The sequence below is a fragment of the Brachymonas sp. KE5 genome (genome assembly GCF_057773645.1).
The window spans coordinates 311,361-335,801 of sequence record NZ_CM173463.1; the positions used below are offsets into that span (position 1 = coordinate 311,361).

25 protein-coding genes are annotated in these 24,441 nt (G+C 63.2%); 8 read left to right on the plus strand and 17 right to left on the minus strand.

Annotated features, from left to right (window positions below; translation table 11 throughout):
- Window position 1 precedes the first annotated feature (1 nt).
- On the minus strand, window positions 2-1,222 hold the full coding sequence (locus ACX36O_RS01495) for a M20 aminoacylase family protein (RefSeq protein ID WP_488359949.1): 1,221 nt from the start codon (window positions 1,220-1,222) through the stop codon (window positions 2-4).
- Between the two features lie 189 nt (window positions 1,223-1,411).
- Between ACX36O_RS01495 and ACX36O_RS01500 the strand changes: the two genes are divergently transcribed.
- Window positions 1,412-1,963, plus strand: coding sequence for a low molecular weight protein-tyrosine-phosphatase (locus tag ACX36O_RS01500; protein ID WP_371686334.1), 552 nt, complete (start codon window positions 1,412-1,414; stop codon window positions 1,961-1,963).
- Window positions 1,964-2,030: 67 nt separating this feature from the next.
- Here ACX36O_RS01500 and ACX36O_RS01505 read toward each other — a convergent pair whose 3' ends face one another.
- The 15 genes from ACX36O_RS01505 to ACX36O_RS01575 all read right to left on the minus strand — a co-directional run bounded on the left by ACX36O_RS01505 (window position 2,031) and on the right by ACX36O_RS01575 (window position 16,254).
- The gene (locus ACX36O_RS01505; protein WP_213362523.1) at window positions 2,031-2,285 is read right to left on the minus strand and encodes an acyl-CoA-binding protein; all 255 of its coding nucleotides are present in this window, start codon (window positions 2,283-2,285) and stop codon (window positions 2,031-2,033) included.
- Window positions 2,286-2,360: 75 nt separating this feature from the next.
- A complete protein-coding gene (locus ACX36O_RS01510) occupies window positions 2,361-4,376 on the minus strand; it encodes a polysaccharide biosynthesis protein (RefSeq protein ID WP_488359950.1) in 2,016 nt (671 codons plus the stop codon).
- Between the two features lie 12 nt (window positions 4,377-4,388).
- Window positions 4,389-4,991 (minus strand): sugar transferase, encoded by a 603-nt coding sequence (locus ACX36O_RS01515; protein ID WP_488359951.1) that lies wholly within the window; start codon window positions 4,989-4,991, stop codon window positions 4,389-4,391.
- 29 nt (window positions 4,992-5,020) lie between these two features.
- Window positions 5,021-6,178, minus strand: coding sequence for a DegT/DnrJ/EryC1/StrS family aminotransferase (locus ACX36O_RS01520; RefSeq protein WP_488359952.1), 1,158 nt, complete (start codon window positions 6,176-6,178; stop codon window positions 5,021-5,023).
- Window positions 6,179-6,275: 97 nt separating this feature from the next.
- Window positions 6,276-7,523, minus strand: a complete 1,248-nt coding sequence (locus ACX36O_RS01525; RefSeq protein WP_488359953.1) for a glycosyltransferase family 4 protein — start codon at window positions 7,521-7,523, stop codon at window positions 6,276-6,278.
- Window positions 7,520-8,656, minus strand: a complete 1,137-nt coding sequence (locus ACX36O_RS01530; protein ID WP_213362526.1) for a glycosyltransferase — start codon at window positions 8,654-8,656, stop codon at window positions 7,520-7,522. Before ACX36O_RS01530 ends, ACX36O_RS01525 begins: the two co-directional genes overlap by 4 nt.
- Before the next feature lie 202 nt (window positions 8,657-8,858).
- Window positions 8,859-9,482 (minus strand): acyltransferase, encoded by a 624-nt coding sequence (locus ACX36O_RS01535; RefSeq protein ID WP_213362527.1) that lies wholly within the window; start codon window positions 9,480-9,482, stop codon window positions 8,859-8,861.
- A gap of 137 nt (window positions 9,483-9,619) precedes the next feature.
- On the minus strand, window positions 9,620-10,972 hold the full coding sequence (locus ACX36O_RS01540; protein WP_488359954.1) for a lipopolysaccharide biosynthesis protein: 1,353 nt from the start codon (window positions 10,970-10,972) through the stop codon (window positions 9,620-9,622).
- An 82-nt stretch (window positions 10,973-11,054) separates the two neighbouring features.
- Complete coding sequence (locus ACX36O_RS01545) at window positions 11,055-12,149, minus strand: DegT/DnrJ/EryC1/StrS family aminotransferase (protein WP_488359955.1); 1,095 nt, start codon at window positions 12,147-12,149, stop codon at window positions 11,055-11,057.
- 24 nt (window positions 12,150-12,173) lie between these two features.
- A complete protein-coding gene (locus ACX36O_RS01550; RefSeq protein WP_488359956.1) occupies window positions 12,174-12,764 on the minus strand; it encodes an ATPase in 591 nt (196 codons plus the stop codon).
- Window positions 12,761-12,961, minus strand: a complete 201-nt coding sequence (locus ACX36O_RS01555; protein ID WP_213362531.1) for a hypothetical protein — start codon at window positions 12,959-12,961, stop codon at window positions 12,761-12,763. The genes ACX36O_RS01550 and ACX36O_RS01555 overlap by 4 nt, the downstream gene beginning before the upstream one ends.
- A gap of 62 nt (window positions 12,962-13,023) precedes the next feature.
- Window positions 13,024-13,617: an acyltransferase gene (locus ACX36O_RS01560; protein ID WP_488359957.1), complete on the minus strand. Its 594-nt coding sequence runs from the start codon at window positions 13,615-13,617 to the stop codon at window positions 13,024-13,026.
- 6 nt (window positions 13,618-13,623) lie between these two features.
- Window positions 13,624-14,115 (minus strand): PIN domain-containing protein, encoded by a 492-nt coding sequence (locus tag ACX36O_RS01565; protein ID WP_488359958.1) that lies wholly within the window; start codon window positions 14,113-14,115, stop codon window positions 13,624-13,626.
- A complete protein-coding gene (locus ACX36O_RS01570; protein ID WP_488359959.1) occupies window positions 14,099-15,163 on the minus strand; it encodes a helix-turn-helix domain-containing protein in 1,065 nt (354 codons plus the stop codon). Before ACX36O_RS01570 ends, ACX36O_RS01565 begins: the two co-directional genes overlap by 17 nt.
- Before the next feature lie 134 nt (window positions 15,164-15,297).
- On the minus strand, window positions 15,298-16,254 hold the full coding sequence (locus ACX36O_RS01575) for a Gfo/Idh/MocA family protein (protein WP_488359960.1): 957 nt from the start codon (window positions 16,252-16,254) through the stop codon (window positions 15,298-15,300).
- A 137-nt stretch (window positions 16,255-16,391) separates the two neighbouring features.
- Between ACX36O_RS01575 and argB the strand changes: the two genes are divergently transcribed.
- From argB to rfbC, 5 genes are read left to right on the plus strand one after another with little or no spacing between them, the layout of a single operon-like run.
- The gene (gene argB / locus ACX36O_RS01580; RefSeq protein ID WP_213362537.1) at window positions 16,392-17,282 is read left to right on the plus strand and encodes an acetylglutamate kinase; all 891 of its coding nucleotides are present in this window, start codon (window positions 16,392-16,394) and stop codon (window positions 17,280-17,282) included.
- Between the two features lie 45 nt (window positions 17,283-17,327).
- Window positions 17,328-18,404, plus strand: coding sequence for a dTDP-glucose 4,6-dehydratase (gene rfbB / locus ACX36O_RS01585; protein WP_488359961.1), 1,077 nt, complete (start codon window positions 17,328-17,330; stop codon window positions 18,402-18,404).
- Window positions 18,401-19,327, plus strand: a complete 927-nt coding sequence (gene rfbD / locus ACX36O_RS01590) for a dTDP-4-dehydrorhamnose reductase (protein ID WP_488359962.1) — start codon at window positions 18,401-18,403, stop codon at window positions 19,325-19,327. Before rfbB ends, rfbD begins: the two co-directional genes overlap by 4 nt.
- Window positions 19,328-19,338: 11 nt before the next feature.
- The gene (gene rfbA, locus ACX36O_RS01595) at window positions 19,339-20,226 is read left to right on the plus strand and encodes a glucose-1-phosphate thymidylyltransferase RfbA (protein ID WP_488359963.1); all 888 of its coding nucleotides are present in this window, start codon (window positions 19,339-19,341) and stop codon (window positions 20,224-20,226) included.
- A complete protein-coding gene (gene rfbC / locus ACX36O_RS01600; protein WP_488359964.1) occupies window positions 20,223-20,768 on the plus strand; it encodes a dTDP-4-dehydrorhamnose 3,5-epimerase in 546 nt (181 codons plus the stop codon). Before rfbA ends, rfbC begins: the two co-directional genes overlap by 4 nt.
- Here rfbC and ACX36O_RS01605 read toward each other — a convergent pair.
- Window positions 20,765-22,096 (minus strand): nucleotide sugar dehydrogenase, encoded by a 1,332-nt coding sequence (locus ACX36O_RS01605; RefSeq protein WP_488359965.1) that lies wholly within the window; start codon window positions 22,094-22,096, stop codon window positions 20,765-20,767. The genes rfbC and ACX36O_RS01605 overlap by 4 nt on opposite strands.
- Window positions 22,097-22,286: 190 nt before the next feature.
- On the opposite strand from ACX36O_RS01605, the gene galU reads away from it, so the two are divergent.
- The gene (galU, locus tag ACX36O_RS01610; protein ID WP_488359966.1) at window positions 22,287-23,156 is read left to right on the plus strand and encodes a UTP--glucose-1-phosphate uridylyltransferase GalU; all 870 of its coding nucleotides are present in this window, start codon (window positions 22,287-22,289) and stop codon (window positions 23,154-23,156) included.
- 39 nt (window positions 23,157-23,195) lie between these two features.
- Window positions 23,196-24,419, plus strand: a complete 1,224-nt coding sequence (locus tag ACX36O_RS01615) for a sugar transferase (protein WP_488359967.1) — start codon at window positions 23,196-23,198, stop codon at window positions 24,417-24,419.
- The last annotated feature ends 22 nt before the right edge of the window (window positions 24,420-24,441 follow it).

The following is a 24,441-nucleotide window of genomic DNA, read 5'->3' on the forward strand; positions in this document are numbered from 1 at the left end:
CTTACAGCACGGGCGCCAGCCAGCGCTCCACCACTTTCACCCACAGCGTGGCGCCGGCGGGCAGCAGCGCGTCGTTGAAATCGTAGCTGCCGTTGTGCAGGGTGCATGGTCCGCCGCCATGGTCCGCCATGCGGTGCGAGCCGTCGCCATTGCCAATGAAGAAGTAGCAGCCCGGCTTGTGCTGCAGCATGAAGGAGAAATCCTCCGCCGCCATGGTCGGCACCTGCTTGTGCACATGGTGCGCGCCCAGCACGCTGCTGGCTACTTCATGGATGAAATGCGCCTCGTCGCGGCTGTTGATGGTGGGCGGGTAGTTGCGTTTGAAGTCGAATTCGCATTCCATGCCGAAGCCGCGCGCCAGATTCTCTGACAGCACGCGCATGCGCTGCTCGACGTGGTCCAGCACTTCCAGCGTGAAGGTGCGCACCGTGCCCTGCAGCGTGCAGGATTCCGGAATCACGTTGGTGGCATCCCCGGCCTCCAGCATGGTCACCGAGATCACGGCCGAGTCGATGGGCGAGATGCTGCGCGAGACAATGGTCTGGAAGGCCTGCACCAGCTGGCAGGCGACCGGCACCGGATCGTTGGCCGTGTGCGGCAGCGCCGCATGGCCGCCCTTGCCGCGCAGGGTGATGTGAAATTCGTTGCTTGAGGCCATCACCGGCCCGGGAGAGGCTGCCACGTCGCCCGCCGGCAGGCCCGGCCAGTTGTGAAAGCCGAACACCGCGTCCATCGGAAAGCGCGTGAACAGGCCATCCTCGATCATGGCGCGCGCGCCCGCTCCGCCTTCCTCGGCGGGCTGGAAGATGAAGTACACGGTGCCGTTGAAGATGCGGTGTTTCGCCAGATACTGCGCGGCGCCCAGCAGCGTGGCAGTGTGGCCGTCGTGGCCGCAGGCGTGCATCTTGCCGGGATGCTGGCTGGCATGCGCGAAGGTATTGTCCTCCTGCATGGGCAGAGCGTCCATGTCGGCGCGCAAGCCGATGGCGCGCGGCGAGTTGCCGCTGCGCAGGATGCCGACCAGCCCGGTGCCGCCCAACCCGCGTACCACTTCGATGCCCCATTCCTGCAGCTTGCGTGCCACCAGATCGGAGGTGCGCACCTCCTCGTAGCACAGCTCGGGATGCGCATGGATATCGCGCCGCAGCGCGATCAGGTGGTCCAGTTCGGCGGCCACTTCGGGCAACACCTGCAACTGACGGGAAGCAATGGCAACAGTCATGTACAAAGTTTAGCGCCTTGGCACGCGCTTGTCAGGACGGGATCCGATCTTGCGTGTCGCACTGCGTCGTGCCGGTATGGCCTCCATGCCAGAATGGGCGCCAACCCTTTGTCCGGAGAGCCCATGTCGCAGCCAATTCCCCTTGATCCTGAATCCATACCCACGCAGGCGGACGCCGAAACGCGTGCCATGCCGCCGAGTGGCGCAGAGAAACCGGCGACGGACGGTGCGCGGCCATTCCGCATCCTGATGGTGTGCCTGGGCAATATCTGCCGCAGCCCCACGGCGCAGGGCGTGATGGAGCAGCAGGTGGCCGAGGCGGGCCTGCGCGGGCAGATCCAGGTGGATTCGGCCGGCACCGGCGACTATCACATCGGCCACGCGCCCGATCATCGTTCGCAGGAGCATGCGCTCAAGCGCGGCTACGACATTTCCGGCCAGCGGGCACGCCAGCTGGCGGATGCGGATTTCGAGGAATTCGACCTGATCCTGGTGATGGACGAGGCCAACGAGCGCGACGTGCTGGCGCGCTGCCCGCGGCAACATCGCGACAAGGTGAGGCGGCTGGCGGTATTCGGCAGCCAGCCCCAGGTACTGGAAGTGCCCGATCCCTACTTCGGCGGTGCCGACGGCTTCGAGCATGTGCTTGATCTGGTGGAGGACGCCTGCGCGGGCGTGCTGGCCCGGTTGCAGCAGGGCGCGGACAGCAAAATGCCGCCCGCAGGCGGCATGGAAGGCTGACAGGCTGCGTCAGCGTGCAGGGACTCTGGCGGCTTGTCGCTCGCCAGGCCTCTGCAGCATCAGCGCATCAGGACAGGCTGTTGATCAGGTCGATGTACTGCTGCTTGGCGGCGTCGGTGCTGGTGCCCTTGAGGGCGTTCCAGGCATCCCACTTGGCGCGTGCCACGATGTCGGCAAAACCCGGCTTGGCGGCGCTGTTGTCGCCTTCGGTGGCCTGCTTGTACAGGCTGTAGATTTTCAGCAGGGTCTGGTTGTCGGGCTTTTCGCTCAGCTTGGTGGAGTTGGCCACGGCGGCTTCGAAAGTGGCGTTCAGGTCGGTCATGCTTTGTCTCCTGGGGAATTGTTCAACAGCCATCCCTCCCGCCTGGGCAGAAGGGGCGTGCGCCCATTGTAGCGATTATTGAACGATCGTGCTTTTTTGTTGCAACAGGATGTGATCGACGACGGGGCCGGCGCGGAATCCGCTGACCAGCTGCAACAGCACGCGCGTGATGCCGTCCACGTCGTTGGCCTGCATCAGGCCCTGCAACTCGACCAGCCGCTGCTGCAGCTGCGGCCAGGGCAGGTGCTGCTCGTGCGCCTTCATGATGCGCGGATGCTCGGTCGCCTGCGGGTTGTCGCCGATCAGCAATTCCTCGTAGAGCTTCTCGCCGGGGCGCAGGCCGGTGACCTGGATGGCAATGTCGCCGGCCGGATTCTGCGCGTCGCGCACGGTCAGGCCGGAGAGGGCCACCATCTGCCGCGCCAGTTGTGCGATCTGCACCGGCTCGCCCATGTCCAGCACGAACACATCGCCGCCCAGGCCCATGGCGCCGGCCTGCAGCACCAGTTGCGCGGCTTCAGGGATGGTCATGAAGTAGCGTGTGACATCCGCATGCGTCAGCGTGATCGGGCCGCCGTTGGCGATCTGCTGGCGGAACAGCGGTACTACGGAGCCCGACGAGCCCAGCACGTTGCCGAAGCGGACCATGGTGAAGCAGGTGGTGTTCGGGGCGGGCGTCGGTGCGCCATTCGTTCCAGGCTGGCCATTGACGGCGCCAGCGGAGGCACCGGCCCAGATGCCCGTCTGGTCGAGCGCAGCAAAATCCACCGCGCCGCTGTCCGCCAGCGCCTGCAGGCACAGCTCGGCCAGGCGCTTGCTGGCGCCCATCACATTGGTCGGGCGCACTGCCTTGTCGGTCGAGATCAGCACGAACTGGGGCACGCCGGCCTCCAGTGCCGCTCGCGCCACGGTGAGGGTGCCGAACACGTTGTTGGCCAGGCCCTGCACCGGGTTGTGCTCGACCATGGGCACATGCTTGTAGGCCGCCGCGTGATACATGGTGGCCGGGTGCCAGGTGGCGATGATCTGGCGCATGCGGTGCAGGTCGCGCACGTCGCCCAGCAGCGGCACCAGTGCCGGGGTGCCGGGCAGGGTGGTCACCAGCGCATGCAGTTCGTGGTAGATGCGGTAGAGGGCAAACTCGCTGTGCTCCACCAGCAACAGCGTAGTCGGGCCCTGTTGCACGATCTGGCGGCACAGCTCGCTGCCGATGCTGCCGCCTGCGCCGGTCACCAGCACCACGCGCTGCTGGATGTCGCGTGCAATCAGTTCGGCCCGCGGCGGCACCGGGTCGCGGCCCAGCAAGTCTTCCACGTCCAGTTCCTGAAACTGCTGCACCGCCGCCTGGCCGCTGGCCAGTTCGGCCATGCTGGGCACGCTGCGCACGTGCACGGCCAGCCCCTGCAGACTCTGGATGATGGCATTGCGCTCCGGCCGCGTCAGGCGTGGAATGGCCAGCAGCACGTCGCTCACGTCGCTGTCGCGCACCACCTGTGGCAGATCCTGCGGCGCCCACACCTCCACGCCATTTATGCTGCGGCCGATCTTGACCGGGTCGTTGTCGACGAAGCCGATCAGCGTGTAGTTGCGCGTGCTGTGGATGGCTGCCGCCGTCTGGATGCCGGTTTCTCCGGCGCCGTAGATCAGCAGCCGGCCGCGCTGGCGCATGTCCTGGCTGCCGGTGTACATGAACAGGCCGCGGATGAAGGCACGGTTGCCGCCGATCAGCAGCAGGAACAGAATGGGCTGCAGCGCGCCCACGCTGCGCGGCACATGCGTGGGGTTGCCCACGAACACCACATAGCAGCAGAAGATCACCCCATACACCGCAATCGCCTGCATGGTGGTGACCATGGCCGAGAAGCCGGTGTAGCGGAAAATGGCGCGGTACAGCCCGAACTTGACCATGATCGGGATCGCCAGCAGCGGCGCCAGCAGGTAGGTGACGGTCTGGTCGACGTGCGGCAGGATCCAGCGGTCCTCGCGCAGGCTGATGGCCAGAAACAGCGCCAGCCAGGCGCAGAGCACGTCCACCCCCATGGCCAGAAACTGGCGCGGCAGGGTGTGGCGGTTGAAGATGCGGGATTGCATGGGAAGAGGAATTCAGGGCTTGAGCAGGATGCCCAGCGTCATGCCGATGATGTGCAGGTCCAGCCAGAAGCTGCGTTCGCGCACGTACTGGCGGCACAGCGCCAGCTTGGCCGGCAGGATGGTGTCGACATAGGTCTGCTCGGGGTTGCTGCTTTGCGCCAGCAGCGTGCTTTCGCTGCGGTATTGTACGGAGGCCAGGTCGGTGATGCCGGGTCGCACGCTCAGCACTTCGGCGCGCACCTCGGCCGGGTAGAGCGCCACGTAGCGCGGCACTTCGGGGCGCGGGCCCACGATGCTCATGTCGCCCAGCAGCACGTTGATGAGCTGCGGCAGCTCGTCGAGCTTGTAGGCGCGGATGAAACGACCGCTGCGGGTAATACGCGCATCCTCGCCCACGGTGATCTGCAGGCCGGCATTGTTCTGGCGCATGCTGCGGAACTTGTAGATGCGAAAGGGCTGGCCGTGGCGGCCGATGCGCTCCTGGCGGAAGAACACTGGGCCGGGCGAATCGCGCTTGATCCAGACGGCAATGCCCAGCAGCACCGGCGCGAGCAGCAGCAGGCCGATCGCGGAGGCGGCGATGTCGAACAGGCGCTTGAGCAGAAGGGAGCGCATGGGGTCAGTGCCGACGGGCAGAGGATCGCTCAGCCCAGAATGGCATGCAGCGCCGCGATGATGCGCTCCTGCTCGCCATCGCTCATGGCCGTGAACAGCGGGATGCTGAACATGCTCTGGTAGGCCTTGTCCGCTTCCGGGAACATTTCAGGCGTGAGCTGGTAGCGGTCGCGCCAGTAGGGCTGGCGGTGCAGCGGCACATAGTGCACGCTGGTGCCGATGCCGGCATCGCTGAGCTGCTGGATCACTTCGTCGCGCGTGAGTCTGGCGTTCTCGGCCAGGCGCAGCACGAACAGGTGCCAGGAGTGCACATCGCCGGCCGGGGCGTCGGCGGGCAGAATCAGCGGTAGTTCCTTCAACGCTTCCAGATAGCGCTGCGCCAGTTGCTGGCGGCGCTGCAGGAAGGCCGGCAGGCGCTTGAGTTGCACGCGGCCGAGCGCGCCAGCCATGTCGGTCATGTTGTACTTGAAGCCGGGCGCCACGATCTCGTAATACCAGGCCGGTGTCTTGCTGGTGAAGCGGTCGAAGGCATCGCGGTTGATGCCGTGGAGGCGCATCACCTTCATGCGCGCGGCCAGCGCCTCGTCCTTGGTGATCACCATGCCGCCTTCGCCGGTGGTCATGGTCTTGTTGGCGTAGAAGCTGAACACGGCAGCATCGCTGGGCAGTTGGCCCGCCAGCGTGCCCTTCCAGGTGGTGGGCAGGGCGTGGGCGGCATCTTCCAGCACGCGCAGCTGGTATTTTTGCGCGATTGCAAAAATCCGGTCCATGTCACAGGCCAGACCGCCATAGTGCACCGGCATGATGGCCCTGGTGCGCGGCGTGATGGCGGCCTCGATCTTGCACGGGTCGATGTTGAGCGTGACCGGATCGCAATCGACCAGCACCGGATCGGCGCCCAGGTAACGGATCACCTCGGTGGTGGCGGTGAAAGTCAGCGTGGGCGCGATCACCTCGTCACCGGGGCCGATGCCTATGGCTTCCAGCGCCAGATGCAGGCCGGCCGTGGCGGAGTTGACGGCAATGCTCTGCACGCCGCCGCCCAGGTAGTCACCAAACTCCTGTTCGAAGGCGCGCGTTTCCGGGCCGGTGGTGACCCAGCCGGAACGCATGGCATGGGCAACGGCGGCGATTTCTTCCTCGCCGATGTCGGGGCGGGCGAAGGGGATGAAGGCGGGAGTATTCATGACAGGGGGTATTGTCGCAGGTGGAGCAGTCACGCAGCCGTGGCAGGATGCACAAGCGTCAGGAGGTGGGCAGGGCGCAACAGCATGTGGAACGATATCAGGAGCAACTCTCGATAAAGCGCTGCGCCAGCACCGGATAAGTGTGATTGGCCAGCACGAACTGCCGTCCCGCCTGGCCCATGCGCTCGCGGGTCGCGGCATCCAGCCGGGCCAGTTCGCGCAGTCCGGCGGCAATGGCCGGCGGATCGGCCGGTGGTACGGTAATACCGCAGCCCGCTTCAGCCACCGGATCGTTGCCGGCTTCCACCGAGTGCAGCACCACGCAGCGCGCCATCATGTAATCCATCAGCTTGTTCGGCGCGATACCGAAGCGGTAGATCGGCACGCGCTGCCAGCCGATGTAGGCGATGTCTACCCCGGCCAGGAAGGAGGGGATCTGCGCTTTGGGAATCGGATCGAAGAACGCCACCTGGTCCAGCCCCAGGGCAGTGGCCTGCCGTTGCAGCGCGGCCTTTTCGTGGCCGTCGCCTACCAGCACGAAGCTGAACGGTTCATTGCGCAGCAATTCGGCCGCCTGCAGCATCACATCGAGTGCGTTCGGGGTGCCATGCGAGCCGGCGTAGCCGACTACCGTGCGGCCAGCCGCTTTCTGCGCCACTATGTGCGCAACGATATCCTCGCGCAGCGCAGGCGCATCGCCCTGCCATTCATCGAGGGTGATGCCATTGGGAACGATGTGCAGCTTGCGCAGATCCAGGCCGTGACTCTGCATATGATCGGCCACCTTGGACAGCATGCTGACCACCACGTCGGCATGTTTGTAGGCATGGTTTTCGGCCGCCTGGCACAGCATGATGAAGGGATGGCGCGGCGACATGCCGCCCAGCTCGATCGGCGACAGCGGCCACAGATCGTGCACCTCGAATACCAGCTTGCAGGGCTTGCCCGTCTTGCGCGTGAGGCGGGCGATGCGTTTGGCCACCCAGATGTCCATCGGGTAGGTGCTGCTGGCGACGACCACGTCGGGCTGGAAGGTACGCGCGATCTGTGGCGCGTCCGTCCAGACCTGGCGCAGAAATGCCCAGATGTTCTTGACGCGGCCCAAGCCGTTGCCTGCGTAGGGCGGGGAGGGGTACCAGTGGTAATCGATGCCATCGATGATCTCGGACCAAGGGCCGGCAGCACCCGGCCGCACAGGCTGCTTCGCCCGCACATGGCTGTAATCCGCCGCCACCATGCGCACCTGATGCCCCGCTTGCACCCATTCGCGGGCCAGGTAGTAGGGGCGGTATTCCATGCCGTGCAGCGGGCTGCCGGCGTAGTGGTTGAGATAGAGAATGTTCATGACAAGCGTTGCAGTGTCAGCACCAGACGCTCCACTGCAGGGGGGAACAGGCCGTGGTCGTGCACCCACTGGCGGTTGTTTTCGGCGATGACGTCGGCCCGCTCCAGCAGAAGGGGCAGCATGGCCGCGCTACGGGTGCCCAGCTCGGCACTGCCGACGCGTTCGGGCACGATCCAGCCATTGTCGCCATCGCGCACCAGCTCGTGGTTGGCCGGCAGATCACTCAGAAGCGGAACGCAGCCGTGCGCCATGGCCTCCAATACCGACACGGCCACCGAGTCGCTCTGCGGCTGGCTGATGTACCACTGCGCCTGATCGTATTGCAGCGCCTGCTCGGCAGCGCTCAGTCGGCCGACGAAGCGGATGCGCTGCTGCAGCCCTTCCTGCTGCACCCAGCGCTCCATGCCGGCGCGCTCGCTGCCGTCATTGGCGACCATCAGTTGTGCCTCGGGCTGCCAGGCGGCGATGCTGCGGAACAGCTCCAGCACGCGGAAGGGCCGGTAGATCGGCTCCAGGCCGCGGTTGGCATAAAACAGCCAAGGCTGTTTGAGACTGCCCGGCGCGGGCGGCAATGCATCCAGCCCGAACGGAAAAGTCAACACCTCGCGCGCGCCCAACTGCTGCATCACCGCCGTCATGTGCTGCGAATCGCTGGTGCACAGCGTGGCATGGCGCAGAATGGCCTGCGTCAGCCGGCGATACAGCTTGCTGCGCTGCGGCGTCACCAGAATGTCGCTGCCCCAAGCCGAGGCCAGCACGCGCCCGCGCAGATGCCAGAGGCGATGCGCCAGCAGCACCAGCGTTCCGTGCGAGGTGAGGTAGTGCGGGTTGATCCAGTCGGCGTCGATGCGGCTCAGCCAGCGCGCCACGACGGGCAGCTTGCGCAGCAGCGCGATATTGCCGCCGCCGTGCGCCGGATCGGTGTTCAGGGCCAGGCGGCGTCCGGCGGGCACCAGGGCTTCCAGTTCGGGCGCGAAGCCGCGGCTGGAGCAGACCCACAGCTCCACCAGAGGCGCCAGTGCACGTGCCCACTTGAGCAGGTGCGGGCTGTTGCCGTCGCCCACCAGCGCGTAGCGCAGGGGCGCTTGTTCAGTGGGAGGAGCTGGCAGGGAAGAGAGAGAGCCTTCAGTCATGGCGAGGCGAGTGTACCGCGCAGAGCGGATAGCATGGCTTGCGGGGCTTGCGGGGCTTGCGGGGCTTGCGGGGCTTGCGGGGCTTGCGGGGCTTGCGGGGCTTGCGGGGCTTGCGGGGCTTGCGTCTGGCAGGCATTGGGCCAATAGGCCTGGAAGATCCAAACAGTGGCCACGGCGCGTATGGGGTAGGGCATGCGAGGCCTTAGTCGCGAGGCAGGGCGCCGGCCCAGCTCTCGTAAGCCGCCCGGTATTCGGGATGTGATGCCAGCCAGCGCGCATCCTGCGAGCGCGTGTCGCCTACCACCTGAGCGGGGTTGCCCGCCAGCACCGCAAAGTCCCCGAACGTGCCGCGTACGCGACTGCCAGCCGCCACCAGGCAGCCCTTGCCCAGCGTCGTCCCTGCCTCGATCACGCTGTGCGGACCGATAAAGCAATGCGCCCCAATCGCAATCGGTGCCCGGATATCACTCGGCTGGCTGCCATCGGCTGCCGCTTCTGGTGCGCCGGACAGCCGCGCCGCCACCCGCACGCTGCGATGCGTGCTGTGGCTGACGATGCTAATGAAATTTGTCACCTGCGTGCCGCGCCCGATGCGCACGCCGTTGCTGGCCTCAATGAAATTGAAATGGCCGATGAACACGTCATCGTCCAGTTCCAGCCGGTCTTCGTGCTCGATGCAGGTGCTGGGCGAAATGCGCGTCAGCGGCAGCGCACGGCTCTGCTGCATTTCACCGAACAGCATGCGGAAAAACAGCGCATGCCACGCACGGCGGCGCAGCCGGTTGAAGGCAGCGCGCAGGCGGAGCGAAGGGCTGGGGCTGGACATAAGGGGCTATTGTCGGTGATCTGGAGCGCTCATCTGGACTGAAGCATCTCGATGCACGTCGTTTTCAGTGATGCGGCGGCGCTGCTCTGCAGCGTGTCAAGGCGTGCCTGTTGAATTGGCCGGCCCTCTGTGCCGTCTCATGGCATCTCCTTCACCAATTCCTTCACCCCGGGCTCGGCCGGATCCTGCGGCTCCGGCTCCGGAATCGCCGGCCAGAACGCCAGCCGCCAGAAATAGATGCCGAAATACAGCACCATCGCCGCAGACACGGCCCAGGCTCCGGCGATCAGCCCGCCAAGGCGCAGCCCCAGCGCCAGCGCCAGCACAAACGCCAGCTGTCCCACCAGCGCCCAGCGGAAGGCCCAGCGCTGCGCTTTCCAGGCCATGGTCACCACCGCCAGCGGCGCAGCCACGAAATGGGCCGCGATATATGGTGCCAGCGCGCGTGCCAGTTCGCCGGCGTCGCGCCACTGCTCGCCAAACACCAGGTGGAACAGCCACGGCCCGGCAATCATCAGCACGGCCATCAGACTCAAGGCCACCGCCCCCAGCAGCAGCATGATCTGCCGCACGGCGCGCTGCGCATCGGCCGGCCGGGCGTTGGCCAGACGCGGATACAGCGCCTGCGACACGGCACTGCCCACCAGCGTGGCCGGCGCCTTCAGGTAGCGCAAGGCCAGCCCCCAGAAACCGGCGGCAGCCTCCCCGGACCAGGCAATCAGCAGTGCCACGGCCAGCGCATCCTGCAGCGTACCGAGAAAGGCGTGCGGCGTATTCAGCAGAGGGAAATCGCGGTATTTGGACGCAACACGGCGGAGGTCATCCGCTTGTATGGCATCGTTCGTCAACGGAAGATCCGGCTTGTCTTTGGGCAGCAACGGCAGCACGCCACGCCACCCAGCCGCAGGAGCAGGGCGCAGCAGCACCAGGCTGGCGATCATCGCCGCAGCGATCGGAGCGGCCACCAGCGCCCAGGCCGATGCGCTGCCCGCAGGCGAACGCGCCTGCCACCACAGCGCGGCCCCCAGCAGCACCTGCAGCACCGCCGTGCCGCCATACTGCAGCACCCGGCTGATCGCCAGCGCCCGGAAGCGCTGCGCCCGGTTGCTCCACATCGTCAGCAACTGCAGCAATCCCGCTGCCACCACCGCCAGCGGCAGCAGCCCGGGCAGCGGCAGATACCCCCAGCGATGCAGCGCCCACGCCAGCGGCAGGCTCAGCAGCAGCACGGCCAGCAAAATGCGCAGGCTCAGCGCCAGCAGACTGTCCGCCTCACGCGCCTCACGCGCCTCCCGCGCCATCGGCAGGGCGAACTCGTACCGCGCGCAGGCCACCACCGCCACGGTCGCGGCGATGGTGCTGAAACTGGTAAACACGCCGAACGCTTCCGGCGTAAACAGGCGCGTGATGACGGGCCCCAGCAGCAGGGGGATCAGCTGTGCCAGCGCACCGCCGGCGAGCAGCGTGAGGGTAGAGCGCAGCAGGCTCATGAGGCTTTGCGTGGTGGCGCCGCGGCGAACGACCTGCTTGCGTTCGAGACGTTGTTCAGGTCCATGGCAGGGCAATCCACCGTCACTTGGCAGCCGCCTGCCGCAGCGCCTGAATCACCGCTTCCTGCTGCGCCAGCGTCAGGTCTGCGCTCATCGGCAGGCTCATCACTTCCGCGGCAAGGCGGTCCGTCACCGGAGTGGGGCGCTCGCACAGGCCGGCGTAGGCCGGCTGGCGGTTCATCGGTACGGGGTAGTGCACGGCCGTCGGAACGCCGGCAGCCTTCAGGCGCTCTTGAATCTGATCGCGGTTGGGCACACGCACCGTGTACTGCCCGAACACGCTGTTGCGGTCCGCGCGCTGGTGCACGCGCGCAATGCCGGCCGCGTCGCACGCGGCGTTGTACAGCTGTCCGCGCACCAGGCGCTCCTGCAGCTCCCAGTCAAAGCGCTCCAGCTTGGCCAGCACGATGGCGCACTGCAGCGTGTCCATGCGCCCGCCCACGCCCACGCGGGTGTGCGTGTAGCGCTTGCTTTGGCCGTGGATGCGAATCTCGCGGCAGGCCTGCGCCAGCGCGTCATCATTGGTAAAAATCGCGCCGCCGTCGCCATAGCAGCCCAGCGGCTTGCTCGGGAAAAAGCTGGTGCAGCCGAAGGTGCTCAGGTTGCAGCTCTGGCGATCGCGGTAGATGGCGCCGAAACTCTGCGCTGCATCCTCGATCACCGGCAGCTTGCCATGGCGCGCCGCGATGGCGTTGATGGCGTCCATGTCAGGCACCTGCCCGTACAAGCTCACCGGCATGATGGCGCGCGTGCGCGGCGTGATGGCGGCCTCGATCTGCGTGGCGTCGATCAGGCCGGTGTCTTCCTCCACATCCACCCACACCGGGATCCCTCCCAACAGCAGAATCACCTCGGCCGTGGCGGCAAAGGTGAACGGCGTGGTGATCACCTCGTCGCCCGGCTTCAGGCCGAGCGCCATCAGGCTGATCAGCAGCGCTTCGGTGCCGCTGGATACCGTAATGCAATGCCTGGCGCCCGTGCGCTCGGCCAGCGCGGCTTCCAGTTCGGCCACTTCGGGCCCCATGATGTACTGGCCATGGTCCAGCACGCGCTGCATGCGTTCGGCGATGCGGTCTTTCAGCGCGGCGTATTGGGTCTTGAGGTCGATGAAATCCATTTTGATCAATTGTGGGTGGTGCATTCATGCCTCGGAAGCATGGAGATCCAAGGCGGACCTGATCCATTCAGGCACCGGCTTATCCAACTCAGAAAAAGCACTGTCTGCGTACACGACATACGGGTGCATGGGCTTGCTCCAGTTGTCGTAGATGAATGCAATGTCGACGAGCGGCAGAACCTTTGGCAAGTTTTTGAGGCTTTCCGTGTAGCGTCGACAAACCACGTCTGGATCAATGAAGTGCAATCCGCGTTCGGCGCGCTCGCGAACCCGTTCAATATTGCACTGGGGGTCAGGCAACCCAACGTAGTGCAATTCGATCCAGTAGCCGGCATCCCTGGCTTCCTTGATCCGGTGCAGGATGGTAATTCCGGAAAGCGTGGTCTCAAGCGAAAAGCTTTTGCGGCTTGCAACGACCTTGCGAAAGCGCCTTAGTGTCTCTTTTGCAGCCTGGATATCAACGGAGCGGGGATTCCGGGGCTCAATTTCGCGCGCAACGGCATCGGGATCGAGATGCAGCATGTCTGGATACGTATCCTGCTGCCGCTCCCGCATGGTAGATTTGCCGGCGCCGTTAGCACCGGAGTAGAACACCGCGAGGGGAGGCTGTTTCATTGCGTGCGCATTTTGCGCAGGACGACACTCCGGCCATCAGGATAGTGACGCACGATTTGCCCATTCGCATCCGGCTCCACGATGGAGTGATGCTTGCGATACTCCGCAAAATACGCCTCTGATCGCTGAGCTGTTTGCAGCGCGCGTGCAACAGCTTGCAAAGCCAGATGCTGCGGTGAAGTTGGATGGGCTTTCATGGACTCGTGTGACTCTTGCAATTGCCAAGGCATTGTAAAGCTCAGGGGTGCATCCCGCCAGCTTACGGTCTTTCCTGTAGTGTCACAGTGCGCCCGGCCAGCAGATACCGCTCGCCTGTATGCGGGCAAACCGCCTCTTTTTCGCCTTCCAGCGGCAACTCCAGCCGCTCCCCAAACCGGCTCATCCAGCCGATCTGCCGCGCCGGCACGCCCACCACCAGCGCAAAATTCGGCACGTCCTTCTGCACCACGGCCCCGGCACCGACAAAGGCGTAGCGCCCCACCGTGCTGCCACACACGATGGTGGCATTGGCGCCAATCGTGGCGCCCTGTTTCACCAGCGTACGCCGGTATTCGTCCTTGCGCGTCACGGCCGAGCGCGGGTTGTACACATTGGTAAACACCATGCTCGGCCCGCAGAACACGTCATCCTCCAGCGTCACGGCGTCATACACGCTCACGTTGTTCTGAATCTTGACGTTGTTGCCGATCACCACATCGTTGCCGACAAACACGTTCTGCCCCAACGAGCAGCGCTCGCCAATCCGCGCGCCGGCGCAGACATGCACCCAGTGCCAGATGCGGGTGCCAGCGCCGATGCGGGCGCCTTCGTCGACGATGGCGGTGGGATGGATGGAGAAGGATAGGGACACCATGGATCCTCAAGATTGTGATTCGTAAGCTGCCAGTTGTCTTTCGGACTCAGCCCAGGGCAAGCGTCTGCCCTGGTCGCGCATTTTCTGCAGCGCGGCGCGGGCCACCTGCGCCGTAATGCGTTGTTGATGCACCATTTCCATCAGCAACCAAACACTTCCCTTTACCTCGACTGACTCTGTCTCCGCGGCTTTCCGTAACGCCCTGTCGCCGGTCAGAAGGGGGCAGCCATGCTTGCGTGCCAGAATCAGAGCAAACAGATCGTTGCGACTAGGGGCACGATATGCCTTGCCAAGCGATAGCACCTTGCTGATGTCTTCAGCGTCCATGGTATGTATCACCAGGCCCAAGTGAGGCAAATCGCTGTGCATTGCCTCCAGCTCTTCATGGTAGAGAATATCCGGAACTGCGAATGTGCAGTCCAGGCTGAAGATGGGGAGCAACAGTCCACCAGCCTCCATGTCAATCAGGATGTTCGCGTCACTAATCAAGAGCAGCATGCTCATCCTTGACGATGCGGAACTCCTTCAGCTGAAGCAGGGACATGCTCAGCAGCTCTGCTGCCTTGGATTCGCCAATGCAATCTTCGGCCAATGCACGCAAAACCCAGTGCTGGAACAGCTGCGCTTCTTCAGAAGGGTAGGCAGGGCCGGGTTCCACCCGCCGCCATCCTTTCATGCTGAACAATCGGGCATACCGGGTACGGTATGCCTCCGAGATGATGCCCAGATCCAGCGCACGGTACAGAATGCCTGCCATTGACAGGCCAAATTCACTTTTAAGAAGTGACAGTTCCTTCATTTCAATGGATGTGCGACGCGTGCCCAAGGTGAAGAAAACTGCGGGCCGCGGAAACAGAAAAGCGCCGGCAAAACGGTTACAGGCACGCTCTTCGTCCAGTTCTTCGGCGAGCCGGCCACCCAACATCAAATGCCCCAGCTCATGGGCCAGCGTGAAGCGTTGCCGATCGCCTGGCCAGTGCCGTCCGACAACCACAACCGGCTTGCCTTGAACATGCGCAGCCAGTCCATCAAACTTCTGATCGGCATCGCCATCGACCATGAAAACGCGAATACCCCAGGCTTCGAGCACGTCTACCAGCGAGGGAATGGCATCCAGCCCAAGCTGCCAGGCGCCGCGCACTGATTCTGCAGCAGTCTCAATTTCGTCCCATCGCGTGATCCGATCAGGCAAGCCTCGGATGGGCTCAAATGCGCGGGTGCAGGCGGGCGCGAACAGTGACTCCAGCTCCAGACGACGTTCGATCAGGTCAAGCAACTCGTGCGTGATGGCCTGCAAGCGCTTTTTCGGCAGTGTGCTTCGCTTGCGGTACTCTACGGTTTCGAGTGTCACCTCTTCCTGCCGGAAGAAATATTCCGTGCGTACATTCAGCGCGCGAGCCAGACGCAGCAGCGTTGCCGAATCCGGCACATTGTTGCCATCCTCGTATTTCTGGATGGCAGTGTGCGACAAGCCGATGCGCTCGCCCAAAGCGCGCAAGGAAAGTCCGGCGGCCTTGCGTGCGCGCTGGAGTCGTGTACCAAGCATGCCAAGCCTCCCGAGGTTTACAAAAAATCAATATAGTCCAAAGATTGTAAACGCTTGAGCAGTGGAGTGCAACGCTGGAGGGTAATGGGCGGCGGCGTTACCAACACCGTGGGCCTCTGCCGCGCGGGCTCGTCTTACTTGTGCGACAGCCGCCCCAGCACCGGATGCCCCTGCCCATCCCTCGGCGCCACCACCCGCGCCGAGCGGATCACATTCACCGTCTCGATGCAGTGCCGCGCATCGTCCAGCCCGTAGCCACGTCCGGCCAGAATCTCTTCGTAGCTCACCTTGTGCAGCTCGGTAAACCCTTCGGAAAACTCCAGCTCCTCGCCGCTGATGTCGATGCTGCGGTAGGTAGTCTTCTTGCCCTTGACCTCATCCGGCAGATCGTTGGCGTCAATCGACAGAAACCAGCGCACGCGCGCACGCTCGTATTCCAGATAGCCGGCCGCCTTCTGCTCGCCGCTGTAGTGCACCACGTTGTCCTGCAGCTTGCCGAACACGAAGTGCAGCATGTCGTAAAAGTGCACGCCGATATTCGTCGCCACGCCAAAGGACTTGCGCGGATCGCCTTTCCAGCTCTCCATGTACCACTTGCCGCGGCTGGTGATGTAGGTCAGCTCCACATCGAACTTGGTATCCCGCGGGGCAGCGGCGACCTTCTCGCGCAGCGCCAGAATGGCATCGTGATGCCGCAGCTGCAGGATGTTGAACACGCGCTTGCCGGTTTCGCGCTCCACCAGCGCCAGATCGTCCAGCAGTTCGGGCGTGGGCACCAGCGGCTTTTCGCAGATCACGTCGCAGCCCAGGCGCAGGCCTGCGGTGATCTGCGGATGGTGCAGGTAGTTGGGCGTGCAGATGCTCACATAGTCCAGCGCGGTGGCCGGGTCACGCTTGAGGCGGTGCGCGTAATCGTAGAAGCGCTCGAATTCGGTAAAAAACGCGCTCTGCGGCGAGATGCTGTCGATGATGCCGACCGAGTCGTTGATGTCATAGCCCACGGCCAGGTTGTGGCCGAGGTCCTTGATGGCGCGCATGTGGCGCGGGGCGATGTAGCCGGCGGCGCCGATGAGGGCGAAGTTTTTCGTCATGGTGTGAATCGGGATGATGGCAAAACGTGCAAACCGCTATTGTGCGCCTTCCCGGCCCGCGCCGTCGCGGTATAGTTGACGATGACTTCCGCCGCTGCCTTTGCGGTAGCGCTCACTACCTTCTTTCATCCGTCGCCATGACAGACCTCACCCAGCTCGACCCCCGCGCCAAGGCCGAAATCCTCTCCCAGGCCATGCCCTACATCCGCCAGTTCCATGGCAAGACCATGGTCATCAAGTACGGCGGCAATGCCATGACCGACCCGGCGCTGCAGAAGGCCTTTGCCGAAGACATCGTGCTGCTCAAGCTGGTCGGCATCAACCCGGTGGTGGTGCACGGCGGCGGCCCGCAGATCGAATCGGCGCTCAAGCGCCTGGGCAAGCAGGGCCACTTCATCCAGGGCATGCGCGTCACCGACGACGAAACCATGGAAGTGGTGGAATGGGTGCTGGCCGGCGAAGTGCAGCAGGACATCGTCGGCCTGATCAACCAGGCCGGCGGCAAGGCCGTGGGCCTCACCGGCCGCGACGGCGCCATGATCCGCGCACACAAGCTGCGCCTGAAAGACCAGGACGACCCGAGCAAGGAACACGACGTCGGCCAGGTGGGCGACATCGAGGTGATCGACCCCAGCGTGGTCAAGGCCCTGCAGGATGACCAGTTCATCCCCGTGGTCAGCCCGATCGGCTTTGGCGCGCAGAACGAGAGCTACAACATCAACGCCGACGTGGTCGCTGCCGCGCTGGCCACCAACCTGCAGGCCGAAAAACTGCTGATGCTGACCAACATCGCCGGCGTGCTGGACAAGCAGGGCCAGTTGCTCACCGAGCTGTCTGCCGCGCAGATCGACGCACTGTGCGCCGATGGCACTATCTCCGGCGGCATGATTCCCAAGATCGCCGGCGCGCTGGATGCAGCCAAGCGCGGCGTGAAGGCTGTGCACATCATCGACGGGCGTGTGCCGCACAGCATGCTGCTGGAAGTGCTGACGGATCAGGCGTTCGGGACGATGATTCGGGCGGAGTGAGCTATTGGCCGGTTGCGGATGCCGTTCCGCAACCAGAATTGACGCATGATCCTCATCACAGGCGGAGCCGGCTTCATCGGCGGCAATTTCGTTCTCGACTGGCTGGCGCAGTGCGACGAGCCGGTCATCAACCTCGACAAGCTTACCTACGCCGGCAATCTCGAAACGCTTGCGCCCCTGCAGGGCGATCCACGCCACACCTTCGTCCAGGGCGACATCGGTGACCGCGCCCTGGTCGAACAGCTGCTGCACACCTGCCGCCCCCGTGCCGTGCTGCACTTCGCCGCAGAAAGCCATGTAGACCAGTCCATCCAGGGCCCGGATGCATTCGTCCAGACCAATATAGTCGGCACCTTCCACCTGCTCGAAGCCGCTCGCAGCTATTGCAACAGCCTGCCCCAGGCAGAGCGCGCCGCCTTCCGCTTCCTGCACATCTCCACCGACGAGGTCTACGGCAGCCTCCCACCCGACGCACCGGCCTTCGCCGAAACGCACAGCTACGCCCCCAATAGCCCCTACAGCGCCAGCAAGGCAGCCAGTGATCATCTGGCGCGTGCGTGGCATCGCACCTACGGCTTGCCGGTAATCACCACCCACTGCAGCAACAACTACGGCCCCTGGCAGTTTCCCGAAAAACTCATCCCGCTGATGATCGTCAACGCGCTGGCCGGCAAGCCGCTGCCGATCTATGGCGACGGCATGCACATCCGCGACTGGCTGTATGTGCAGGACCACTGCCGCGCCCTGCGCCGCGTGCTGGAGGCCGGCCAGCCGGGCCAGAGCTACAACATCGGCGGCTGGAACGAAAAGCCCAACCTCGAAATCGTGCAAACCCTGTGCCACCAGCTCGATAGGCTGCACCCCCGCGCAGATGGCAAGAGCTACGACACGCAGATCACCTTCGTGCCGGACCGCCCCGGCCACGACCGCCGCTATGCCATCGATGCCCGCAAGATCGAGCGCGAACTCGGCTGGCAGCCGGCCGAAACCTTCGCAACGGGCATCGCCAGGACCGTGCAATGGTATCTGCAGCATCCCCACTGGGTGGCAAACATCCAGAGCGGGGCGTACCGAGCGCAGACGATCGCAGCCGCCAACACCGCCGCGAAGGCGGTGCCATGAAAATCCTGCTCTTTGGCAAGAATGGCCAGCTCGGCTGGGAACTGCAGCGCAGCCTTGCCCCGCTAGGCGAGCTGGTGGCCCTGGGCCGGCAGCCAGAAAGCAATCCGATCTGTGAGGGTGCGCCCCTGCAAGGCAACTTCCTGCACCCCGCCGCTTTGGCAGAAACCATCCGGCAGCTGCGCCCGGATGTGATCGTCAATGCCGCAGCCTTTACCGCAGTCGACCAGGCGGAAAGCGACACTGCCGCAGCCCGCACCGTTAACGCCACGGCCGTGGCAGTCCTGGCACAGGAAGCCGCGCGCCTTGGCGCCGCGCTAGTGCACTTTTCCACCGATTACGTCTTCGACGGCAGCGGCGAGCGCCCCTGGCGCGAAACCGACGCCCCAGCGCCACTCAACGTCTATGGCCAGACCAAGCTGGAAGGCGAGCAGGCAATCCGGCAACATGGCCCCAGGCATCTGATTTTCCGCACCAGCTGGGTCTACGACGCGCGCGGCAGCAACTTTGCCAAAACCATGCTGCAACTCGGCAAGGAGCGCTCGGAACTGAACGTCATCGATGACCAGCACGGCGCCCCCACAGGTGCCGAGCTGATTGCCGACGTCACGGCGCACGCCATCCGCCAACTGCTGCGCGATCCGGCCTGTGCAGGCCTGTACCATCTGGCCGCAGCGGGCGAAACCACTTGGCACGGCTACGCCTGCCATGTACTCGATGCGGCCCGCGCAGCAGGCGCTGCCATCAAAGTGGCGCCACAATCCGTGCACCCCGTCCCGGCTTCAGCCTACCCCTCCAAAGCAGCACGCCCCGCCAATTCGCGCCTGGACACCACCCGGCTGCAGCACACCTTCGGCATCCACCTGCCCGACTGGCGCATCGGGCTGGAGCGCATGCTGTCGGAAGTCCTCACGAGCCAGGCCTGACAATACAGCCCATGACCACCCAACGCAAAGGCATCATCCTGGCCGGCGGCGCCGGCACGCGCCTGCATCCGGCCACACTGGCCATCAGCAAGCAGCTGCTGCCCGTTTACGACAAGCCGATGATCTACTACCCGCTGACCACGCTGATGCTGGCGGGCCTGCGCGACATTCTCATCATCACCACGCCGGAAGACGCGCCGCGCTTCCGGCAACTGCTGGGCGATGGCGCGCAGTGGGGCATCCGCCTGCACTATGCCGAACAGGCGCGGCCCGAAGGCATTGCCCAGGCCCTGCTGATTGCCGAGCCCTTTCTGGACGGAGCACCGTGTGCCCTGATCCTTGGCGACAATCTGTTCTATGGCCATGATCTGGCCCCCATGCTGCAAGAAGCCGGCAAACAGGAGCAGGGCGCCACCGTCTTCGCCTACCATGTCAGCGACCCGGAGCGTTATGGCGTCATCAGCTTCAACCCCCAGGGCCAGGCCGTGCGCATCGAAGAAAAGCCGGCGCAGCCTGCTTCAAGCTATGCCATCACCGGCCTCTACTTTTATGACTCCAGCGCCAGTGCCATCGCCAAGAGCCTGCGGCCCAGCGCACGCGGCGAACTGGAGATCAGCGACGTCAACCGGCACTATCTGGAGCAAGGCGCGCTCACTGTGCGCATCATGCAACGAGGCTACGCCTGGCTGGACACGGGCACGCACGAAAGCCTGCTCGATGCCAGCGGCTTTATCGCCACGCTGGAGCAGCGCCAGGGCCTGAAGATTGCCTGCCCCGAAGAAGTAGCCTGGCGCAACGGCTGGATCGACGCCGCGCAACTGCAAGCGCTGGCCGAGCCCCTGTGCAAGAGCGGCTACGGCCGCTATCTCATGCGCCTGCTTCAGGAAGGGCGCATATGAAAGCCGTGCATCTGCCTATTCCCGGCCTCATGCTGCTGGAGCCCACGGTGCATCATGACGAGCGTGGTTTTCTTTACGAAAGCTTCAACCAGCGCGCCTTCAACGAAGCCACCGGCACCCACTACCAGTTTGTGCAGGACAACCATACGCACTCGGCCAAGGGCGTGCTGCGCGGCATGCACTACCAGACGCAACAACCCCAGGGCAAGCTGTTGCGTGTCGTGCGGGGGGCTGTGTATGACGTGGTGGTCGACATCCGGCGCGATTCCCCTGCTTTCGGGCAGTGGTACGGCCTGACGCTGAGCGAATCAAGCTGCAGCCAGCTCTGGATCCCGCCGGGGATGGCGCATGGTTTTCTGACGCTGAGCGACGGTGCGGAGCTCTTGTACAAGATGACCGACTACTATGCTCCCCAGCACGAGGCATGCCTGGCCTGGAACGACCCCGCTGTAGGCATTGCGTGGCCGCTGCAGCAACATGGCATTGCTCAGCCCACGCTGTCGGCCAAGGACCAGGTGGGCAAGGCCTTGCACGAGGTTTAAAGCCGAAAAACCGCAAACCCCTGCGCCGCCGCATCATGGCGGTCATACAGGCTCTTCACATCGGCCAGAATGGGCTTGTCTCCCCGGCACAGGGGGCGCAGTTCGGCAGGCGTCATGGCGCGGTAGGCACTGTGCCCCACGGCCACCACCAGCACATCCACCGGGTGCGCAGCATCAATGGCCTGCAGCTCGATGCCATACTCGTGCCGCACCTCATCCGCATCCGCTACCGGATCGCTCACCACCACCTGCATGCCCCAGCCCTGAAACTCCCGCACCATGTCCACCACCTTGCTGTTGCGGATGTCGGGGCAGTTTTCCTTGAAGGTGATGCCGAGAATGCCGACCTTGCAGCGCGGCGCGTCCATGCCCTGCTGCAGCATCAGCTTGATGGTATTTCGCGCCACGTAGCGCGCCATGTTGTCGTTGATGCGGCGGCCGGCCAGAATGACCTGCGGGTTGTAGCCCACGGCCTGGGCCTTGTGGGTAAGGTAGTACGGATCCACGCCGATGCAGTGCCCGCCTACCAGACCGGGGCGGAAAGGCAGGAAGTTCCACTTGCTGCCGGCCGCTTCCAGCACTTCGACGGTGTCGATGCCGAGGCGGGCGAACAGCACGGAGAGTTCGTTGACGAAGGCAATGTTCAGATCGCGCTGGGTATTTTCGATCACCTTGGCGGCCTCGGCCACCTTGATGCTGCTGGCAGGGTAGGTGCCGGCGGTGATGATGCTGGCATAGAGTTCATCCACCACCTTGGCAATGGCAGGCGTGCTGCCGCTGGTGATCTTTTTGATCTTGGTGAGGGTGTTGACCTTGTCGCCGGGGTTGATGCGCTCGGGGCTGTAGCCGCAGTAAAAACCCTGCTCGGGAGGCACTTCGCCTTCGTTGCCGCTGTGGATATAGCGCAGGCCGGAAGCGCGCTCCAGCTCGGGCACGCACACCTCTTCCGTAGCGCCGGGATACACGGTGGATTCGTAGATGACCAGATCGCCGGGCTTGAGCACGCGGCCGATGCTGGCGCTGGCCTTGATCAGCGGCGTCAGGTCGGGCTGCATGGCATCGTCGACCGGAGTGGGAACGGTCACGATAAAGATGCGACAGGCAGCCAGATCGGCCGCATCGCTGCTGTAGCGCAACTGGCTGGCTGCAGCCAGTTGCTCGGCTGTGGTTTCGAGTGTGCTATCGTGGCCGCCCTGCAGTTCGGCGATGCGGCGGGTGTTGATGTCAAAACCGAGCACCGGACGGTGGCGGCCAAATTCCACGGCCAGAGGCAGGCCGACGTAGCCCAGGCCGACAACGGCCAGAGGCAGGGTGCTAGAAGTTTCCATAAGGGGAAAGAAAAGTTGATCTGCCGCAACGCCACCCGCATCTCGCAACGCCGAGTCACGACATTGTCACGTTTTAGTAATAAAACCGAGACCTTGGGGTGCCGCAGATAGAATAACCCAATTATAGAGAGCATGTTGCCACCAGTTTGCGCCCCCGGCAGCATGCACACGCAAGGAACAAGCAACCCCTATGGTTCAGAGCATTCGCAAAGCCGTTTTCCCGATCGCCGGCCTCGGCACCCGTTTTTTGCCGGCTACCAAGGCAAGCCCCAAGGAGATGCTGACAGTGGTAGACAAGCCGCTGATTCAGTATGCGGTAGAAGAAGCATACGCTGCAGGGATCCGACAAATGATTTTCGTGACTGGCCGCACCAAGCGTTCGATCGAAGACCATTTCGACACGGCTTACGAGCTGGAGTCGGAGCTGGAGGCGGCCGGCAAGCATGAACTGCTGCAGGTGGTGCGCAGCATCAAGCCGGATGACATGCAGGTGGTGTATGTGCGTCAGCACCGGGCTTTGGGGCTGGGGCACGCGGTGCTGTGTGCGCGTGAACTGGTGGGCAACGAGGCGTTTGCCGTGCTGCTGGCAGACGACTTGATGGTGGGAGAGCCATCCATCACCTCGCAAATGGTGCGCCAGTACGAAGAGTGGCGCGCGAGCATCTTGGCTGTGCAGGATGTTCCGCGGGAGGAAACGCGCCGCTACGGCATTGTGTCTGGCACTGCCCTCAACGACAGATTGGTGGATGTGAGCGGGATTGTGGAAAAGCCCAGCCCCGAAGATGCCCCCAGTACGCTGGCTGTGGCGGGGCGCTATATTCTCACTCCTGGAATTTTTGATGAGCTGGCCAACCAGCAGCAGGGCGTGGGAGGGGAAATCCAGCTGACCGACGCCATAGCATCGATGCTGCGCAGAGAAAAGATTTTTGCGTTTCGATATGAGGGAATGCGCTACGACTGTGGGAGCAAGCTGGGTTTTTTACAGGCAACCGTAGATTTGGCGCAGCAGCACGCAGAAGTAGGAGATAGATTTACCGAATGGTTGAATACGGCACGTTGACCCGGTAGCAAAAAATTTACTGACGATATCTCGTTAACAATGAAGATAATTTTTCGCTATTTGGTGTTGTGGCTGGCGAGTGTGATACTGCCGGCCATTTTGCTTTTTGGCATTCAGGTGCCTATTTCAGAAAACACGTTGCTGGTAAGCGCTGTAATCGCATTGCTCTGTAGTGCCGGGGTTTTGTATTCTGTGCGTAGTCTGTCCCGATTTCCGGGGAACAGAACCTGGGGGACCCTGCTGCCGGTGGTTGTGAGCTGGTACGGGATGTCTGCCATGCTGGTATTGCTGTTTCGCTGGCCCTATTCCGTGGTTTACTTGACGGTTAGCTTTGTTTTTTGCTTTTTATTCGTTCATTTGGATTATTGGTACAACGAGGGCCGAAAAGTTCTGTCGCTGGCATACGTGCCGATTGGGCGCGCTGAAGATGCGCATAAAATTCCCTATGCCCAATGGGAGCGATTGGAGCACCCTGTTTTACCTCTCAAAGCGATAGATGCTGTGGTGGCCGATCTGCATGCGCCTGCACTAAGTACAGAATGGCAAAAATTTCTTGCGGAGTGTACGCTTAAACATATCCCTGTGTATAACTTGCGGCATGTGGAAGAGTCATTGACGGGGCGTGTGCGCATCCGCCACATGTACGAAAATGACCTTGGTTCGCTGTTGCCGTCATCCACCTATATGGTGGTCAAGTATCTGCTTGAAGTGGCACTGATCATCGTTTCGTTGCCTGTTGTTATTCCCATCATGCTCATCACCGCGCTCTTGATCAAGCTGGGCGATGGGGGCGATGTTTTTTATAATCAGGTGCGCGTGGGCTATCGCGGCGAGCCCTTCAAAATGTACAAGTTCCGCAGCATGACTGAGTGCAAGTCTGCAAATAGTCATCAGACTACCACTGTGAATGATGCGCGTGTCACATCGGTGGGAAAGGTGATTCGCAAGCTACGCATTGATGAATTGCCGCAGTTCTGGAACGTAATTTGCGGCCAAATGAGTTTGATCGGTCCCCGTGCGGAGTTCAAGAAGTTCGCAGATGAGCTAGAGGGGAAGGTGCCATTTTATCAGTATCGGCACATTGTTAAACCCGGAATCACAGGGTGGGCGCAGGTTACCCATGGGTATGCCACAGGAGTGGATGAAACGCAGGTTAAAATCGAGCACGATTTTTATTATATAAAAAACTTCTCGTTTGGCTTGGATTTTTTAATCGTTCTGAAAACGATTCATACCATGCTCACGGGCTTTGGCGCGCGTTAGCCAATAGAAAGACGATAACGAT